The organism is Alteromonas ponticola, from assembly GCF_012911815.1.
Classification (GTDB): Bacteria; Pseudomonadota; Gammaproteobacteria; order Enterobacterales; family Alteromonadaceae; genus Alteromonas; species Alteromonas ponticola.
This window is the reverse complement of the sequence record NZ_JAATNW010000006.1, coordinates 410578-429788: the sequence shown is the minus strand read 5'-3', so window position 1 is coordinate 429788 and position 19211 is coordinate 410578. Positions and strand designations below refer to the sequence as shown.

The following is a 19211-nucleotide window of genomic DNA, read 5'->3' as shown; positions in this document are numbered from 1 at the left end:
CATCGTCAACCATGTCACACTTGTTCATGAATACGATGATGTAAGGTACACCAACCTGACGGCCAAGCAGGATGTGCTCACGTGTCTGAGGCATTGGGCCGTCAGTCGCTGCTACAACCAGGATAGCTCCGTCCATCTGCGCCGCACCGGTGATCATGTTTTTAACATAGTCAGCGTGTCCAGGGCAGTCTACGTGTGCGTAGTGACGGCTTGGTGTGTCATATTCTACGTGTGACGTAGAGATGGTGATACCACGAGCCTTTTCTTCTGGCGCGTTATCGATTTGATCAAAAGCCTGAGCTGAACCACCGTAGGTTTTAGCCAGAACAGTAGTGATCGCTGCTGTCAGAGTGGTTTTACCGTGGTCAACGTGGCCGATTGTACCCACGTTTACGTGGGGTTTCGTACGTTCAAACTTTTCTTTTGCCATTTTTCTCGTTTCCTAAGTTAAAAGTCCGACCCAACATAGACCGGACCGAACCTTCATTTAGATTTACATTCTAGCTTCAATAATAGCTTGCGCCACATTATTTGGCGCCTCTGAATAATTGAAGAACTCCATAGAGTACGATGCTCTGCCCTGCGTTGCAGAACGCAAGTCAGTTGCATACCCAAACATTTCAGAAAGTGGCACTTTAGCGCGAACAATTTTAATGCCTGCTACACCTTCTTCCATTCCTTCGATCATGCCGCGACGACGGTTTAAGTCACCTACAACATCACCCATCCAGTCTTCTGGAGTGGTCACTTCAACTTTCATCATGGGTTCAAGCAACACCGGATTTGCTTCAGCGGCGCCCTTTTTGAAACCCATCGAACCGGCGATCTTAAACGCCATTTCAGAAGAGTCAACATCATGATAAGAACCATCAAACAAAGTAACTTTTACATCAAGTACCGGATACCCTGCGACGACACCATTTTGCAACTGCTCCTGAATACCTTTGTCTACCGCTGGGATGAATTCTTTTGGAACTACACCACCAACGATCTCGTTGACAAATTTGTACCCTTCGCCTTCAGCCTGGGGTTCTATGCGAAGCCATACGTGGCCAAACTGACCACGACCGCCTGACTGGCGAATGAATTTACCTTCGACTTCGACTTTCTTACGTATAGTTTCACGATAAGCCACCTGAGGCTTACCGACATTACATTCAACTTTAAACTCACGCTTCATGCGATCAACGATGATGTCGAGGTGAAGCTCACCCATGCCGGAAATAATCGTCTGGCCGGTTTCATCATCAGTTTTCACGCGGAATGAAGGATCTTCGGCCGCCAGCTTATTAAGCGCGATGCCCATTTTTTCCTGGTCAGCCTGCGACTTCGGTTCAACCGCAATTGAGATTACCGGATCCGGAAACTCCATGCGCTCCAGCGTAATAACATGATTTGGATCGCACAGCGTGTCACCGGTAGTGACATCTTTCAGGCCAATTGCCGCAGCGATATCACCCGCACGTACTTCTTTAATTTCAGCACGATCATTAGCATGCATCTGCACGATACGACCGAAGCGTTCACGCTTACCTTTAATCGGGTTATATACGGTATCACCCGTATTCACCACGCCGGAGTAGCAACGGAAAAACGTCAGCGTGCCCACGAACGGGTCGGTGGCAATTTTAAATGCTAACGCAGAAAACGGTTCATCATCGTCGGAATGGCGCTCTGCTTCAGTCTCTTTACCATCGTCCAGAATACCTGAAATAGATTTTACATCAGTCGGTGATGGCAAGTATTCAATCACCGCATCTAGTACGGCCTGAACGCCTTTATTTTTAAACGCACTACCACAGGTAGCCAGCACAATTTCATTTTTAAGTGTACGTTCACGCAACCCGCGACGAATCTCTTGTTCTGAAAGCTCTTCGCCCTCCAGATACTTGTTCATCAACTCGTCAGACGCTTCAGCTGCGGCTTCAACAAGTTCGTTGTGATACTTGTTGGCTTTTTCTTGTAACTCAGCCGGAATATCTTCATAGGTAAAGGTCATACCCATGTCTTCCATATTCCAGTTGATGGCCTTCATCTTCACCAGGTCGATGACGCCACGGAATTCTTCTTCAGAACCGATATTTAATTGGATGGGCACACACGTGGCCCCTAAACGCTTGCGGATTTGTCCAAGCACGCGTTCAAAATCCGCACCGGCACGGTCCATCTTATTGACGAAAACCATGCGCGGTACGTGATATTTATCCGCCTGTCTCCAGACGGTTTCTGATTGAGGTTCAACGCCCGAAGACCCACAGAACACCACAACCGCACCATCAAGTACGCGCAAAGAGCGCTCTACTTCAATGGTAAAGTCAACGTGTCCGGGTGTATCGATAATATTGATACGGTGCTGGTCATACTGCTGCTGCATTCCTGACCAGAAGCAAGTCGTCGCTGCGGAAGTAATGGTAATTCCACGCTCCTGTTCCTGCTCCATCCAGTCCATGGTGGCGGCGCCATCATGCACTTCACCTATCTTGTGTGAAAGCCCTGTATAAAACAGAACTCGCTCAGTTGTTGTGGTTTTACCCGCATCAACGTGAGCAACAATTCCAATATTACGATACCGCTCAATTGGGGTCTTACGAGGCATACGTCTCTCTCAGTTATTTGCTTACCAACGGTAATGTGCGAACGCTTTGTTCGCTTCGGCCATACGGTGCACGTCTTCACGCTTCTTAACCGCTGAACCTTTGTTTTCAGATGCATCTAGCATCTCTGCTGCCAGGCGCTGTGCCATAGACTTCTCGCCACGTTTACGTGCCGCATCTACCATCCAACGCATACCTAGAGCATTACGACGAACTGGACGAACTTCTACTGGAACCTGATAAGTAGAACCACCTACACGACGAGACTTAACCTCTACAGTAGGACGGATGTTGTCTAGTGCTTCTTCGAATACATCTAAGTGTGCCTTGCCGGTTTTTTCAGCAACAATATCAAGCGCACCGTAAACGATTTTTTCAGCGACAGATTTCTTGCCGTCGAGCATTACGACATTCATGAATTTAGCAAGCAGCTGTGAACCATATTTTGGTTCTGGTAGGATTTTACGTTGACCTACGACTCTTCTTCTTGGCATCTTAATTCTCCGTGGAATTCAGGGATAACCCAAAACTCTAAAATTTCAGTTTGGCCTTACTAACGGAGAACCGTTAAGATTTAGGCTTCTTCGCGCCGTACTTAGAACGGGCTTGTTTACGATCGTTTACGCCTGCGCAGTCTAATGTACCGCGAACAGTGTGGTAACGAACACCGGGTAGGTCCTTAACACGACCACCACGAATTAGTACAACGCTGTGCTCTTGCAGGTTGTGGCCTTCACCACCGATATATGAAGAAACTTCAAAACCGTTGGTTAAACGCACACGACATACTTTACGTAGCGCTGAGTTTGGTTTCTTTGGCGTAGTAGTATATACGCGAGTACATACACCACGTCTTTGTGGGCAAGCCTGTAGTGCCGCTACGTTGCTTTTCGCAACCGGCTGTCTACGTGGCTTACGCACTAACTGGTTAACTGTTGCCATTAACTAGCTCCTGATTAAAAACTACAAAAACCCGATACACATGTTCGGGTCATTCATTTTCGGTTTTTTACTTCCGTTTTCACTACTGTGCTCGTCAGTGTGAATAACGACTCTGAAAATAAAAAATTCCGCTTACCGAATGATTACCACTAAGGTTATCCAAATTTCGGGTCGCGGAATATTAAAGATCAAAGCCGCAGCTGTCAAGCTGTACACAAGATAAGCAAATTAAATCCTGTACAGATTGGCAGTCAACACTCGGCTAGCCGGGCTGATTTACCCGGCCAAACCAAATGTTTACTCTTCGTTAGAAGACTGCTCGCTCACTTCCGCATTCAATGCTTCAGTAAGCGCCTGCTCTGCTTCAGCGGCTGAGACAGACATTTCTTCGATTTCCTGAATACGCTTCTGCGCACGACGCTCGTGATACGCAAAACCAGTTCCAGCCGGGATCAGGCGTCCAACAATTACGTTTTCTTTCAGACCACGTAAATCGTCTTCTTTGCCCTGTACCGCTGCTTCGGTTAATACGCGTGTAGTTTCCTGGAACGACGCGGCTGAAATGAACGACTCAGTTGAAAGTGACGCTTTAGTAATACCCAGAAGCTGAGTCTCATAAGATGCTGGGATCTTACCTTGACGCTCAATTTCACGGTTAGCGACTTTCACGTTTGACACTTCAACCTGCTCACCTTCCAGGAACTGGGTGTCACCAGGATGTGTGATAATACACTTACGCAGCATCTGGCGAATGACCACTTCGATGTGCTTATCGTTAATCTTAACACCCTGCAGGCGATAAACTTCCTGAACTTCGTTCACGATGTAGTTAGATACCGCACTGATGCCACGAAGACGTAAGATGTCATGTGGTGACTCAGGACCGTCAGCTATAACCTCACCTTTTTCAACGTTTTCACCTTCGAAGACGTTAAGCTGACGCCATTTTGGAATCATCTCTTCGTATGGGTCACCGTCTTTAGGTGTAATTACCAGGCGCTTTTTACCTTTGGTTTCTTTACCAAAGCCGATGCTACCAGAGATTTCTGCCAGAATAGCAGGCTCTTTTGGCTTACGCGCTTCGAACAGGTCAGCAACCCGTGGTAGACCACCGGTAATGTCTCGTGTTTTCGAGCTTTCCTGCGGAATACGTGCTAGCACGTCACCTTCGTTTGCCACTTTACCTTCAGACGCTTCGATGGTGGTAAAGCTCGGTAAGCGAATTTCCTGCAAGCCAAATTCATCACTTTCCAGGATAAGCTTCGGCTCTTTCGCGTTAACCTTAGCAAGATCTTTAACTACGATACGGGTAAGACCTGTCAGCTCATCCTGCTGCATCTCAGTGTTTGAATCATCGATATCAGAGAAGCTGATCTTCGCTTTACGCTCAGTGATGATTGGGTGACTATGCGGATCCCAGTTCGCTACGATTTCGCCGGCTTCGACCGATGCACCATCGTCAACACTTAAGATCGCACCGTAAGGTACTTTATACCGTTCTTTCTCACGACCCTGATCGTCGATCATCGTTAGTTCAGTTGAACGCGATACGATAACCACTTTGTCGTCAGTATTACGCACGTACTTGGCATTGTGCAGTTTCAGGCTACCTGAAGTTTTAACCTGAACGCTGTTTTCAGCAGACGCTCTTGATGCCGCACCACCGATGTGGAATGTACGCATGGTAAGCTGTGTACCCGGCTCACCAATTGATTGAGCTGCGATAACACCCACCGCTTCACCGTGTCCAACCATGTGTCCACGTGCAAGGTCACGACCGTAACAGTTTGCACATACACCGAAGTCGTTATCACAGGTGATTACTGAGCGCACCATAACCTGATCGATTGAGTTAGCTTCAAGCATATCCACTAAAGCTTCATCAAGCATTACATTACGCTCAACCAACACTTCGTCAGTACCTGGTTTCAACACGTCTTCAGCTACAGTACGACCCAATACACGCTCACGAAGTGGTTCAACAACGTCACCACCTTCAATAAGAGGGGTCATCTGTACACCTTCGAATGTGCCACAATCGTCATTAGTGATTACCAAATCCTGGGCAACATCAACTAAGCGACGAGTCAGGTATCCTGAGTTTGCCGTCTTCAATGCCGTATCGGCCAAACCTTTACGCGCACCGTGCGTTGAGATGAAGTACTGTAGTACGTTCAGACCTTCACGGAAATTAGCCGTGATAGGCGTTTCGATGATTGAGCCATCTGGCTTCGCCATCAGACCACGCATACCAGCCAACTGACGAATCTGAGCGGCACTACCACGAGCACCAGAGTCAGCCATCATGTAAACAGAGTTGAATGATTGCTGTTCTTCTTCTTCACCGTCTTTGTTGATGACGATGTCAGTTTTTAAGTTATCCATCATCGCTTTCGCGACTTTTTCGTTGGCGTTTGACCAAATATCAATAACTTTGTTGTAACGCTCACCGGCTGTAACAAGACCGTTCTGGAACTGTTCCTGAATTTCAATCACTTCAGCTTCAGCTGAATCAATGATTTCTTTCTTCGCAGCGGGAATGACCATATCATCAATACCAACCGACGCACCCGCCACCATCGCATAGTGGAAACCAGTGTACATAACCTGGTCAGCGGCAATAACCGTGTCTTTCAGACCCAGGGTACGGTAACAGGCGTTAAGCAAACGTGAAATCTGCTTCTTACCCATTGCCTGGTTGATTATTTCAAACGGCAATCCTTTCGGCAGAATAAGTGAGAAAATCGCACGACCAACGGTAGTGTCAGTCAGCGTGACTTTTTCTGTCTTGGTGCCATCTTCGGCCACATCGTATTCGGTGATACGTACTTTCACACGTGAATGCAATTCAGCATTACCTGTGCGGTACGCTTTTTCAGCTTCGTTCGGGCTGGTAAACACCATGCCTTCACCTAAGCCGTTAACTTTGTCACGCGTCAGGTAATAGAGACCTAATACAACGTCCTGTGAAGGTACGATGATTGGCTCACCATTCGCTGGTGACAGAATGTTGTTGGTTGACATCATCAACGCACGGGCTTCTAGCTGTGCTTCGATGGTCAATGGAACGTGAACCGCCATTTGGTCACCGTCGAAGTCGGCGTTATAAGCCGCACAAACTAACGGGTGCAATTGGATAGCTTTACCTTCAATCAGGGTAGGTTCAAACGCTTGAATACCCAGACGGTGAAGTGTTGGTGCACGGTTTAGCAGTACCGGGTGTTCACGGATAACGTCATCAAGTACGTCCCAAACTTCAGGTGCTTCACGTTCAACTAATTTTTTCGCTGCTTTGATGGTGGTGGCAAGACCACGACCTTCTAATTTACCGTAGATAAATGGCTTAAATAGCTCAAGTGCCATTTTCTTAGGCAGACCACACTGATGTAAGCGTAGTGTCGGACCAACGGTAATTACAGAACGGCCAGAATAGTCAACACGCTTACCTAGCAGGTTCTGACGGAAACGACCCTGCTTACCTTTAATCATATCGGCAAGTGATTTTAATGGACGTTTGTTAGAACCCGTGATAGCACGGCCACGACGACCGTTATCAAGTAATGCGTCAACCGCTTCCTGAAGCATACGCTTTTCGTTACGTACGATAATATCTGGCGCAGCCAGATCAAGAAGACGCTTCAGACGGTTATTACGGTTGATAACACGACGGTATAAGTCGTTCAAATCAGACGTTGCAAAACGGCCGCCATCCAGCGGTACCAATGGACGCAGATCCGGTGGTAATACTGGCAATACAGTCATAATCATCCACTCAGGTTTGTTACCTGACTGTTGGAATGACTCAAGCAGCTTAAGACGTTTGGTGATTTTTTTACGCTTGGTTTCAGAGTTGATGCTTGGTAACTCTTCACGCATTGCAGCAACATCTGCATCTACGTCAAGATGTGTCAGCAGGTCAAATACCGCTTCTGCACCCATTTTAGCGTTAAATTCATCGCCATTTTCTTCAAGCGCATCCAGGTACTCTTCTTCTGTAAGAAGCTGGCTGCGCTCAAGCGTTGTCATACCTGGCTCAGTGACCACGTATGATTCAAAATAAAGTACACGCTCGATATCACGCAGCGTCATGTCCAGCATCAAGCCAATACGAGACGGCAATGATTTAAGGAACCAGATGTGGGCAACCGGGCTGGCAAGTTCAATGTGACCCATACGTTCACGACGCACTTTGGTCAGTGTGACTTCAACGCCACACTTCTCGCAAATAACACCACGGTGCTTAAGACGCTTATATTTTCCGCACAGACACTCATAGTCTTTGACCGGGCCGAAAATACGCGCACAGAATAAACCATCACGCTCTGGCTTGAACGTACGGTAGTTGATCGTTTCAGGTTTTTTTACTTCACCATAGGACCATGAACGGATCATGTCCGGAGAAGCCAAACCAATTCGAATATTATCGAATTCTTCAGTCTTATTTTGTTGCTTTAGAAACTTTAATAAGTCTTTCACATTACTCTCCCAGCGGAGTCAGTCTCTATAACCCGGCACTAAGGCCGGGTCAATTACGTCTATTACAAGGTGTTTGCCAGCTTAATTTTCTTCAAGCTCAATGTTGATACCCAGTGAGCGGATTTCTTTAAGTAGTACGTTGAAGGATTCAGGCATGCCTGGTTCCATTCTGTGGTCGCCATCAACGATGTTTTTATACATCTTGGTACGACCATTCACGTCATCCGATTTCACTGTCAACATTTCTTGCAGAGTATAAGCTGCACCGTACGCTTCCAGTGCCCACACTTCCATCTCACCGAAGCGCTGGCCACCGAATTGTGCCTTACCACCCAGAGGCTGTTGCGTTACCAGGCTGTAAGAGCCGGTAGAACGCGCATGCATCTTGTCATCAACAAGGTGGTTCAGTTTAAGCATGTACATGTAACCAACAGTTACAGGGCGCTCAAACGCACGGCCGGTACGACCATCAAACATGCTGATTTGTCCACTTTCGGGCAAGTCAGCCAGCTTCAACATTGCCTTGATTTCCTCTTCACGCGCACCGTCAAACACGGGTGTCGCTACAGGTAAACCTTTTCTCAGGTTTTCAGCAAGACGCTTCACTTCATCGTCGCTGAACGAGTCAATGTCAACTTCCTGATGGTTCTCACCTAATGTATACACTTCTTTCAGGAAGTCTCTTAGGTGGGCAATTTCGCGCTGTTCTTTGATCATGTTATCGATTTTCACACCGATCCCATGCGCAGCCATACCCAGGTGTGTCTCCAGGATCTGACCGATGTTCATCCGTGAAGGTACACCCAGCGGGTTCAACACGATATCTACTGGCGTACCGTTGGCATCGTAAGGCATATCTTCTACCGGAACGATAGTTGAGATAACACCCTTATTACCGTGACGACCCGCCATCTTATCACCAGGTTGAATATGACGTTTAACTGCCAGGTAAACTTTAACAATCTTCAGTACACCTGGGGCTAAATCATCGCCCTGGGTGATCTTACGACGCTTACCTTCAAACTTCTTATCAAAGTCAGCTTTAATTTCGCTATGCTGCTCGGCAATTTGATCAAGATCATTTTGCAAATCTTCATCTTTCAACGTGATATCAAACCACTTTTCACGTGGCATGCTATCAAGCTTAGCATCATCAATATTGGCTTTGTTCAGCAGGTTACGAGCACGTGAGAAGATACCATCAGCAAAGATGTTAAATTCGTCAGACAGGTCTTTCTTGACCTGACGTAACTGCATATCTTCAATTTCTAAAGCACGCTTGTCTTTCTCAACACCATCACGGGTAAAGACCTGAACATCAATCACGGTACCGTGAACAGAGTTAGGTACACGTAGTGACGTATCTTTAACATCAGAGGCTTTTTCACCGAAGATCGCACGCAATAGTTTTTCTTCTGGCGTAAGCTGTGTTTCACCTTTAGGTGTCACTTTACCTACCAGAATATCGCCACCTTTCACTTCGGCACCGATATAGACCACACCGGATTCGTCAAGTTTACCCAGCGCTGCTTCACCCACGTTGGGGATATCAGAACTGATTTCTTCTGGCCCAAGCTTGGTATCACGTGCGATACAGCTTAGTTCCTGAATGTGGATAGTAGTGAAACGATCTTCCTGTGCTACACGCTCAGAAATAAGGATTGAATCCTCAAAGTTATAACCGTTCCAAGGCATGAACGCGATACGCATATTCTGCCCCAGTGCCAGTTCACCCAGATCCGTAGACGGACCGTCAGCCAGCACGTCACCAGTAACGATAGGGTCACCTACATTACAGGTTGGTTTCTGATTGATACAAGTGTTCTGGTTTGAACGGGTATACTTAGTCAGGTTGTAGATATCGATACCCGCTTCACCTGGAAGCATCTCGTCTTCAGCAACCTTAATAACGATACGGCTGGCGTCAACGTAATCGACAACACCACCACGTTTTGCAACCACAGTTACACCAGAGTCAACGGCAACCGTTTTTTCCATACCTGTCCCAACTAACGGCTTGTCAGCACGTAGTGTAGGAACAGCCTGACGTTGCATGTTCGAGCCCATCAAGGCACGGTTAGCATCATCGTGTTCAAGGAATGGAATAATCGACGCAGCGATTGACACGATCTGTTGTGGCGAAACGTCCATATACTTGATGTCTTCTTTTGGCATCAAGGTGGTTTCACCACGGTGACGACAAGGGATCAGGTCATCAACCAGTTCGCCGTTTTCAGTTAACGCAATGTTAGCCTGAGCGATCGGGTATTGGCCTTCTTCAATCGCTGATAAATAATCAATTTCATCACCCACCACACCATCAACAATGCGACGGAAAGGTGTTTCAAGGAAACCAAAATCATTGGTACGCGCGAAGCTCGCCAATGAATTAATCAGACCGATGTTTGGACCTTCTGGCGTTTCGATAGGACATAAACGACCGTAGTGAGTCGGGTGTACATCTCGAACTTCGAAACCAGCACGTTCACGTGTCAAACCACCCGGGCCTAATGCAGAAATACGACGTTTGTGCGTAACTTCTGAAAGCGGGTTGTTCTGATCCATGAACTGTGACAACTGTGAAGAACCAAAGAATTCTTTCACTGCTGCAGAGATTGGTTTCGCATTAATCAGGTCTTGCGGCATGATGTTATCAAGATCACCCAAACTCAGGCGCTCTTTAACTGCACGCTCAACACGTACCAGACCTACGCGGAACTGGTTTTCTGCCATTTCACCGACAGAACGGATACGACGGTTACCCAAGTGATCGATATCATCCACTTCGTCCTTACCGTCACGGATCATGATCAAACGCTTCATGACCGCAATAATATCTTCTTTATCCAGTGTGCCAGAACCCGTCAGTTCGTCACGTCCTAAACGACGGTTGAACTTCATACGGCCAACAGATGACAAGTCATAACGCTCTTCAGAGAAGAACAGATTGTCAAATAAGGTTTCTGCCGCATCTTTTGTCGGTGGCTCACCAGGACGCATCATACGGTAGATTTCAACCAATGCTTCAAGGCGGTTAGTTGAACTGTCGATGCGAAGTGTGTCGGAAATATATGAACCGTGGTCCAGCTCGTTGATGTAAAGCGTTTCAAACTCTTTAACACCCGCTTTGCTAAGCTCAGCCATAGTTTCCAAGGTAACTTCATCGTTAGCGTTAACGATCACTTCACCACTTTCTTCATCGATGAATGAACCCGCATAAACACGACCAACAAGATACTCTGCCGGAACTTCAAGCTCGGTTAGGTTGGATTTTTCCAACGCACGAGTGTGACGCGCTGAAATTCGACGACCGGCTTCAACTACGACATTGCCTTCGCCATCAAGAATATCAAACTGAGCCGTTTCACCACGTAAGCGATCAGGCACGATTTCCATCATCAGACGGTCATCATCAATGCGCACTTGTACCTTGTCGAAGAACGTCTCTAAGATTTCTTCAGTGGTCATTTCCAGCGCACGTAAAATAATGGTAGCCGGAAGTTTACGACGACGGTCAATACGTACAAACAGATTGTCTTTTGGATCGAACTCAAAATCTAACCATGAACCACGGTAAGGAATAACACGTGCGTTATAAAGCACTTTACCCGAAGAGTGTGTTTTACCTTTATCGTGATCATAGAATACACCAGGTGAACGGTGTAACTGAGAAACGATTACACGCTCAGTACCATTGATAACGAAAGTACCATTTTCCGTCATTAACGGAATTTCACCCATGTACACTTCTTGTTCTTTGATGTCTTTTACGGTACCGGGTGCGGCTTCTTTATCAAATAATACTAACCGTAGTTTTACTCTTAATGGAGCTGAATAAGTTACACCTCTAATTTGACATTCTTTAACGTCAAATACGGGTTCACCCAGGCGATAACTCACGAATTGTAGTTCGGAGTTCCCTGAGTAGCTTTTAATAGGAAATACTGATCGGAAAGCGGCTTCCAGACCGTATTGCCCGTCAATATCGACTTCAATAAATTTTTTAAATGAATCTAGCTGAATTGAAAGAAGGTATGGAATTTCCAATACCTGTGGGCGTTTGCCAAAATCCTTACGGATACGTTTCTTTTCGCTATAAGAGTAAACCATGGGTTCCTCAGCCTGCTGATTTTAGACCCAACCTGCTATCTGAAATACGACCAGATAACAAACTTCCTCAACCCTTTTTCGGGCAATCTCACCAGCATACAACAAATTTTGACCAATATGGTAGTTAACTTGTTGGTTTACTGCTATTTAAGGTGACTTGCCGTTGTGGTTATCCTGTGTACAACTTAGGGTTAAAAACTGTACACCCCACAGCGCAAAAAGGCTGGTGGTTAAAAAAACCACCAGCCTGGCCATTTAAGGCAGGTAATCTGATTAGTACAGATTACTTAACTTCAACTGTTGCACCAGCTTCTTCAAGCTGCTTCTTCAGTTCTTCAGCTTCGTCTTTGCTTACGCCTTCTTTGATAGCTTTAGGAGCAGACTCAACTACTTCTTTAGCTTCTTTAAGACCTAGGCCAGTCGCGCCACGAACTGCTTTGATAACAGCAACTTTGTTCGCGCCGAAAGAAGTCATTACTACGTCGAATTCAGTCTGTTCTTCTGCAGCTTCAGCAGCGGCAGCAGGACCTGCAGCTACTGCAACAGCAGCAGTCGCTTCAACGCCGAATTTTTCTTCAGCAGCTTCGATTAGCTCAACCAGTTCCATAACTGGCATTTCAGCAATCGCGTTCAAAATATCTTCTTTAGTTAGAGCCATTTCTCTAAACTCCCGGGTTTAATAAGTTAAAAAAATCAATATGCCAAAGAAACCAATTACTTGGTGTCTTTGATCGCCGCCAATACGCGCACAAATTTGGTAGGTACTTCGTTGATAGTGCGAACGAATTTGCCCACCGGTGCTTTGAAGGTTGCAAGAAGTTTTGCAAGCGCTTCGTCGCGAGTTGGAAGTGACGCCACTGCATCCAGTTTTTCTGGACCAAGCAGACCACTACCAATTGAAAGTGCAGTAACTTTAAGCTTATCGTTCTTCTTCCCATAGTCTTTAAAAAGACGCGCTGCACCACCAGGTGCATCGATAGAGAAGCCGTAGATAAGCGGGCCAGTTAAGGCGCTGTCTAAGTCAGCAAATTTGCTGTCTGCCAAAGCACGTTTAGCCAGAGTGTTACGTACAACCTTCAGGTATACGCCTTGCTCACGAGCTTGAACGCGCAGGTCAGTCAGCTCTGCAACTTCCATCCCACGGTATTCAGCGACGGCAACAGATAGAGCGCGAGACGCAACTTCGGAAACTTCCGCTACGATCTCTTTTTTAGCTGCTAATCCTAGTGCCACTGAGTTCACCTCTTTGTATCTGATGATCACGCTAATAGCTTTCACATCAGGGTTCACAGATTGATATAACCGAAATGGTTATACCGCTCTACGGTGTTTGTTACCCCAGAGAGTCTGAGTCAAACCACCGTCTGCGCAGGCTTGTGTATTAAGTGAGCATTGAATGTAAAAGTTCTCTTACCTCTTTTACTGCTGCACGCCTGCGGTCTTGGACGGGAGCTAAAATTTAGCAAGCTAATTTTCAGCTCCAACCCATAACCATTAGAGAAGCGGATGTATAATTACATCCGACGGTCGCATTACTGACCTACACTGGCCTTATCTAAAGAAACGCCCGCGCCCATAGTGGTGCTTAAGCTGATCTTCTTAATGTAAGTACCTTTCGCTGAAGAAGGCTTGGCTTTCTTCACTGCTTCAAGTAATGCTTCTAAATTTTGTTGAATCTGGTTCGCTTCAAACGCAATCTTACCGATGCTTGCGTGAATGATACCGTTCTTATCGTTACGGTAACGAACCTGACCTGCCTTAGCATTCTTAACTGCAGTCGCAACATCAGGTGTTACGGTGCCAGTTTTAGGGTTAGGCATCAGGCCACGTGGACCTAAGATTTGACCTAACTGACCAACAACGCGCATTGCGTCTGGGCTGGCTACAACTACGTCAAAATTCATTTCGCCTTTTTTCACTTGCTCAGCAAGATCGTCCATACCCACGATATCGGCACCCGCAGCTTTTGCAGCTTCAGCGTTTGCACCCTGGGTGAACACAGCAACGCGAACATCTTTACCAGTACCGTTAGGTAGTACAGTTGCACCACGTACGTTTTGGTCAGACTTCTTCGCATCGATACCAAGATTGATTGCTACGTCTACACTTTCAGCAAACTTTGCAGTTGCTAACTCTTTTAACAGAGCTACTGCTTCGTTGATTTCATACTCTTTAGTTGAATCAACTTTGTCGCGGATTAGGCGAGCGCGTTTTGTTAATTTAGCCATTCGATTAGTCCTCTACGTTCAAGCCCATTGAGCGAGCTGAACCCGCGATAGTGCGAACTGCAGCGTCAAGATCAGCAGCAGTCAAATCTGGTTCTTTAGTTTTTGCGATCTCTTCTAACTGAGCACGGGTAACTTTACCCACTTTTTCAGTATTAGGACGGCCAGAACCACTTTTGATGCCAGCTGCTTTCTTAAGCAAATAAGATGCTGGAGGCGTTTTGGTTTCGAATGTGAAAGAGCGATCTTCGTAAACAGTAATTTCTACTGGTACTGGAGCGCCTTTCTCAAGACTTTCAGTTTTCGCATTGAAAGCCTTACAGAATTCCATGATGTTTACACCGTGCTGACCTAATGCAGGACCAACCGGTGGACTTGGGTTTGCAGCACCTGCCGCAACCTGTAGCTTGATTAAGCCAGTTACTTTTTTAGCCATAGTAATTGCTCTCGTTAGTGGGTCTAGCGCCTCGCAAATATCGAGAATATTTGCTCAAATGGCTTCCCGTTTCCATTTAAAAGGGCGCGAATTATAGATTAATCCTTAACCCTTCGCAACCCTAAATGTTGATATTTTGAACTTTCGTGTTCTCACTGTGGACACGTGAGGAAAGGCTAACTGTTTTGCGCGTTTTCTGACAACCTCTCAATGGGTAAGGGCTCTTTAAACGTAAGCGTACGATAAGGGAAAGGTATTTCAACCCCGGCTTCATCCAGCGCGCGTTTAACTGCGCTGATTACTTCACTGCGTGATTTCCGATGCCCCAATGGCGTTGGGCTGGTCCACCAGGTTACTTCTATATCAATACTGCTGGCGCCAAAACCGTTAAGGAATATTTCCACTGGATGGTCATGGTCAACAGTTTCACATTTTTGCAGTGCACCTTCGATGATCTCGATAGCCTTGTCCGCATCCTCGTCATAGGCCACGCCCGTCATCACAGTTATTCTGCGTACGTCTTTATCGGTCAATACATTTACCGGGTTTTTGAATAAAAATGAGTTAGGCATTACCACAAGTTCGCCATTGGTCTTACGAATTTGTGTCATCCTGACCGAAATATCTTCTACCCTGCCAAGAATGGATTGGCACTCGATAAAATCCCCTGACTCGAACGGGTATTTCCATAACAATAAAATACCTGCGAAGAAGTTCTCAAAAATCTCTTTAAAGGCAAAGCCGATTGCCACAGAGGCAAGACCGAGTCCACCAAGGGCTTTTGCCGGGGTTAGGCCCGGGAACATGATCATGGCGGCAACCAGCAAACCAACGATCCAGACCACAATAATGGTTAAGCGTGAAAACAGTTCGCAAAGCGAACGCCTGAGTTTACGCGAGTGCGCAACTTTACTGACCGCCCGTCCTGCCAGGCTGGATATCAGCCAGGTAATGATAATGACTAGCAGGCCTGCGCCAAGGTACGGCAGATGTTCGATTAACCCCTGATATATATCATAGAGCGTCTTTTTCAACATCTGCACTGGAGAGAGGTCTGGTTCCACTTCCGTAGTGTCCTGCGAAGCCTGATTAGACTGGTGTTGTTGCTGCTGACTTTCCTGCTGCTCCTGACTCAGCGCTGACACCATATCCTGACCAAACACAAGATGAGCACAAAACAGAACCCAGATAACCACTACACTTTTGAACAACAAAGCCATCGCCTTTTACCTACCAGAATGAGCTAAGTGTAGAAGAAGATTCAGGAATATCTAAAAAAACAGTGAATTTTCGAGTTTTTAAAATAAAAAAAGCGGCTATTAAGCCGCTTCTTTTACAATCAAGGAGAATTAACCCTTTTCGACCTGACCAAATTCCAGGTCGACTGGCGTAGAACGGCCGAAAATCAATACCGACACTTTCACGCGGCTTTTTTCGTAGTCCACTTCTTCGACCACGCCGTTGAAATCGGCAAATGGGCCATCCGTAACCCGGACCACTTCGCCCGGCTCGAACAAGGTTTTTGGCTTTGGCTTATCAACCGACTCTTCCAGACGGTTAAGGATCGCGTCCGCTTCACGTTGCGAAATAGGCATTGGACGGTCAGAGGTTCCGCCGATAAAGCCCAATACGCGTGGAACACTTTTCACCAGGTGCCATGAATCTTCATTCATTTCCATTTCTACCAGCACGTAGCCAGGATAGAACTTACGCTCAGACTTGCGTTTCTGACCTGCACGCATTTCAACCACTTCTTCGGTCGGTACTAATACCTGCCCAAAGTACTGTTCCATGTTGTGCATTTTGATGTATTCAAGCAGCGTTTTCTTAACGCGTGCTTCGTACTGGGAATACGCTTGAACTACATACCATCTTTTCTTTACTTCTTCAGTCATGGCTTAGGCTCCTATACCAGTAATGAAGCCGACTACGCGGACAATGATGCCATCCAGCCCCCACAAAATTAATCCCACCACAACTGTCGCGGCGATGACTATCAGGGTAGTTTGGTTGGTTTCCTGACGCGTTGGCCAGATAACCTTGCGCACTTCCATTCGCGAATCTTTCGCAAACGACAGGAAGGTGCTGCCCTTCTCAGTGGTTGCTGCAATAAACAGTGCAATCGCGCCAACGCCAACTGCGACCAAAGCGCGGTAAAGTACTGAGTACTCTCCAAACATATAGTTTGCTGTGACTAAACCAATCAGCAAGGCAAAAACAACCAACCACTTCAACATATCGAGTGGGTTTGATGTACTTTCCGTTTTTTCGCTCATGTTACGATCCTAACAAAACTGCATCGTTCAAACTTACCTTTTCATAAGATAAGCGATAATTTGGCAGGGGTGGAGGGACTCGAACCCCCAACCATCGGTTTTGGAGACCGCTGTTCTACCAATTCGAACTACACCCCTAAAGCTTTTTAAAGCAAATTTTACTTACACTACCCTTGGGAAATCAGCGTCTTTTATCGGAAAGTGCGGTATCGCAAGGGAGGGAGGCGTATTATACTGAACCGTTCTTGAGATACAAGCGCTTTGTCACCTTAATTTGATTCGGTTAGGAATAAGCGCGGCGCGCCTATTCCACCCCAATGAAGCCACCTGTCTGATGGGCCCACAGTTTCGCATAAATACCCTCTTTGGCGATGAGTTCGCTATGCGTACCCGCCTCGACAATTTCGCCATCATCCAGCACCAGCAAACGGTCCATTTTAGCGATGGTGGATAACCGGTGTGCAATGGCAAGTACGGTCTTATTTTGCATTACCTGATTTAAACAATCCTGAATCGCCGCCTCGACTTCGGAATCCAGTGCCGATGTGGCTTCATCGAGAACCAGGATAGGCGCGTCTTTGAGCAATACTCTGGCAATGGCAATGCGCTGACGCTGGCCACCCGAAAGTTTCACACCTCGCTCACCCACATGGGCGTCGTACCCCGTTCTGCCCGCGCTGTCAGAAAGGGTCAGGATGAAGTCATGCGCTTCAGCCTGTTTGGCGGCATGAATCATTTCCTCTTCGCTGGCATCGGCTCTACCGTATAAAATGTTATCTCGCACCGAACGATGCATCAGCGAGGTATCCTGGGTTACCATACTGATCTGCGCACGTAAGTGTTCCTGTGGCACCTGCCTGATGTCCTGGCCATCAATTTTAATGCTACCTGACTGGATATCGTAAAAACGCATTAACAAGTTCACCAAGGTAGATTTACCCGCCCCGGAGCGGCCAACCAGCCCGACTTTCTCACCGGGTTTTATTTGTAAATTAAGGTTTTTGAACACTTCAATTGGATGCCCTTTCGCCCCGGTATAGCCGAAGTTGATGCGGTCGAACCGCACTTCACCGCCTTTTACACTGAATGACTCCGGTTTCGCTGCATCGCTCACTGATACTGGTTTCGCCAGCGTGTTAATACCATCCTGAACGGTACCAATATTCTCAAATAATGCTGAGACTTCCCACATGATCCAGTGCGACATGCCGTTGAGACGCAAACATAAGCTGACTGCCACCGCAATATCGCCGGGACTGGTTACATTGTTTAACCACAGGTAAACGGACATGGCCGCCACCGAGAAAATCAGTAACGCGTTGGCGATTTCTACGCAGGTTTCTAACACAGTGACCAGGCGCATCTGAGGGTAAACCGTATGTAAGAAATTACCCATGCTGTCTTTGGCGTAATCGGCTTCGCGCTTACTGTGAGAGAACAGCTTTACCGTGGTGATATTGGTATAGCTGTCGACAATACGTCCGGTCATCATTGAACGCGCATCGGCCTGCGCCTGTGAAACAGTTTTAAGCTTGGGCACCAACACCTTTAAAATGCATAGGTAAACGCCAAACCACACCACCAGCGGAATGGCCATCCGCCAATCGATACTGAAAATCAGGGCGACCATAGAAATGAAATACACGCTGATGTAAACCATCAAATCGAGCAATTTCATGACCGTTTCGCGCACAGAAAGCGCGGTTTGCATAACCTTGGTGGCTACCCGGCCGGCAAATTCGTTTTGGAAAAAACTCACGCTCTGGCTGAGCAGATAGCGATGCGCATTCCAGCGGATCCGCATGGGATAATTTCCCATTAACGACTGGCGATTAAACAATGAACGTATCAGAATCAGGCCGGGAATCAGCACTACAACCACTGCCCCCATCCATAGCAGGGTCCATTTTTCCTGTTGCAAGAAAGTTTCCCGATCATGGGAAGCAAACCAGTCAACCAGCTGACCTAAGAAGCCAAACAAAGTCACTTCCAACATCGCAATCATAGCGCCTAACAGCGAAACGACCACAATTACCCACCACATCCCTTGTGTATAGTGACGACAAAAAGCCACCAGACTCTTAGGTGGCTGCGAAGGCGGTGGCTCAGGAAACGGTTTGGTTAATCGCTCAAAAAATGAAAACATTAATAA

14 protein-coding genes and 1 tRNA gene are annotated in these 19211 nt (G+C 46.8%); all 15 read right to left on the bottom strand.

Annotation, left to right across the window (positions count from 1 at the left end):
- On the bottom strand, nucleotides 1-430 hold a 430-nt coding region (locus HCJ96_RS13135), incomplete at its 3' end, for a GTP-binding protein (protein ID WP_169211511.1).
- 63 nt (nucleotides 431-493) lie between these two features.
- Entirely contained in the window at nucleotides 494-2596 is a 2103-nt protein-coding gene (fusA, locus tag HCJ96_RS13130; RefSeq protein ID WP_169211510.1) for an elongation factor G, read from the bottom strand.
- Nucleotides 2597-2617: 21 nt separating this feature from the next.
- A complete protein-coding gene (gene rpsG / locus HCJ96_RS13125) occupies nucleotides 2618-3088 on the bottom strand; it encodes a 30S ribosomal protein S7 (RefSeq protein ID WP_169211509.1) in 471 nt (156 codons plus the stop codon).
- Between the two features lie 73 nt (nucleotides 3089-3161).
- Nucleotides 3162-3536, bottom strand: a complete 375-nt coding sequence (gene rpsL, locus HCJ96_RS13120) for a 30S ribosomal protein S12 (protein ID WP_169211508.1) — start codon at nucleotides 3534-3536, stop codon at nucleotides 3162-3164.
- Nucleotides 3537-3833: 297 nt separating this feature from the next.
- Entirely contained in the window at nucleotides 3834-8012 is a 4179-nt protein-coding gene (rpoC, locus tag HCJ96_RS13115) for a DNA-directed RNA polymerase subunit beta' (protein ID WP_169211507.1), read from the bottom strand.
- A gap of 81 nt (nucleotides 8013-8093) precedes the next feature.
- Complete coding sequence (gene rpoB / locus HCJ96_RS13110) at nucleotides 8094-12122, bottom strand: DNA-directed RNA polymerase subunit beta (protein ID WP_169211506.1); 4029 nt, start codon at nucleotides 12120-12122, stop codon at nucleotides 8094-8096.
- Nucleotides 12123-12405: 283 nt separating this feature from the next.
- Nucleotides 12406-12780, bottom strand: coding sequence for a 50S ribosomal protein L7/L12 (gene rplL / locus HCJ96_RS13105; protein WP_169211505.1), 375 nt, complete (start codon nucleotides 12778-12780; stop codon nucleotides 12406-12408).
- A gap of 56 nt (nucleotides 12781-12836) precedes the next feature.
- Entirely contained in the window at nucleotides 12837-13355 is a 519-nt protein-coding gene (gene rplJ / locus HCJ96_RS13100; protein ID WP_169211504.1) for a 50S ribosomal protein L10, read from the bottom strand.
- 299 nt (nucleotides 13356-13654) lie between these two features.
- A complete protein-coding gene (gene rplA, locus HCJ96_RS13095; RefSeq protein ID WP_169211503.1) occupies nucleotides 13655-14350 on the bottom strand; it encodes a 50S ribosomal protein L1 in 696 nt (231 codons plus the stop codon).
- 4 nt (nucleotides 14351-14354) lie between these two features.
- A complete protein-coding gene (rplK, locus tag HCJ96_RS13090) occupies nucleotides 14355-14783 on the bottom strand; it encodes a 50S ribosomal protein L11 (RefSeq protein ID WP_169211502.1) in 429 nt (142 codons plus the stop codon).
- 176 nt (nucleotides 14784-14959) lie between these two features.
- Nucleotides 14960-16003 (bottom strand): mechanosensitive ion channel family protein, encoded by a 1044-nt coding sequence (locus HCJ96_RS13085; RefSeq protein ID WP_246261375.1) that lies wholly within the window; start codon nucleotides 16001-16003, stop codon nucleotides 14960-14962.
- 129 nt (nucleotides 16004-16132) lie between these two features.
- Nucleotides 16133-16678 carry a transcription termination/antitermination protein NusG gene (gene nusG / locus HCJ96_RS13080; RefSeq protein ID WP_169211501.1) on the bottom strand — a complete coding sequence of 182 codons (546 nt, stop codon included), beginning with the start codon at nucleotides 16676-16678 and terminating at the stop codon, nucleotides 16133-16135.
- Nucleotides 16679-16681: 3 nt separating this feature from the next.
- A complete protein-coding gene (secE, locus tag HCJ96_RS13075; RefSeq protein ID WP_169211500.1) occupies nucleotides 16682-17059 on the bottom strand; it encodes a preprotein translocase subunit SecE in 378 nt (125 codons plus the stop codon).
- Between the two features lie 61 nt (nucleotides 17060-17120).
- Nucleotides 17121-17197: transfer RNA gene (locus tag HCJ96_RS13070), tRNA-Trp, on the bottom strand.
- A gap of 166 nt (nucleotides 17198-17363) precedes the next feature.
- Nucleotides 17364-19205, bottom strand: coding sequence for an ABC transporter ATP-binding protein (locus tag HCJ96_RS13065; protein WP_169211499.1), 1842 nt, complete (start codon nucleotides 19203-19205; stop codon nucleotides 17364-17366).
- Nucleotides 19206-19211: the final 6 nt, after the last annotated feature.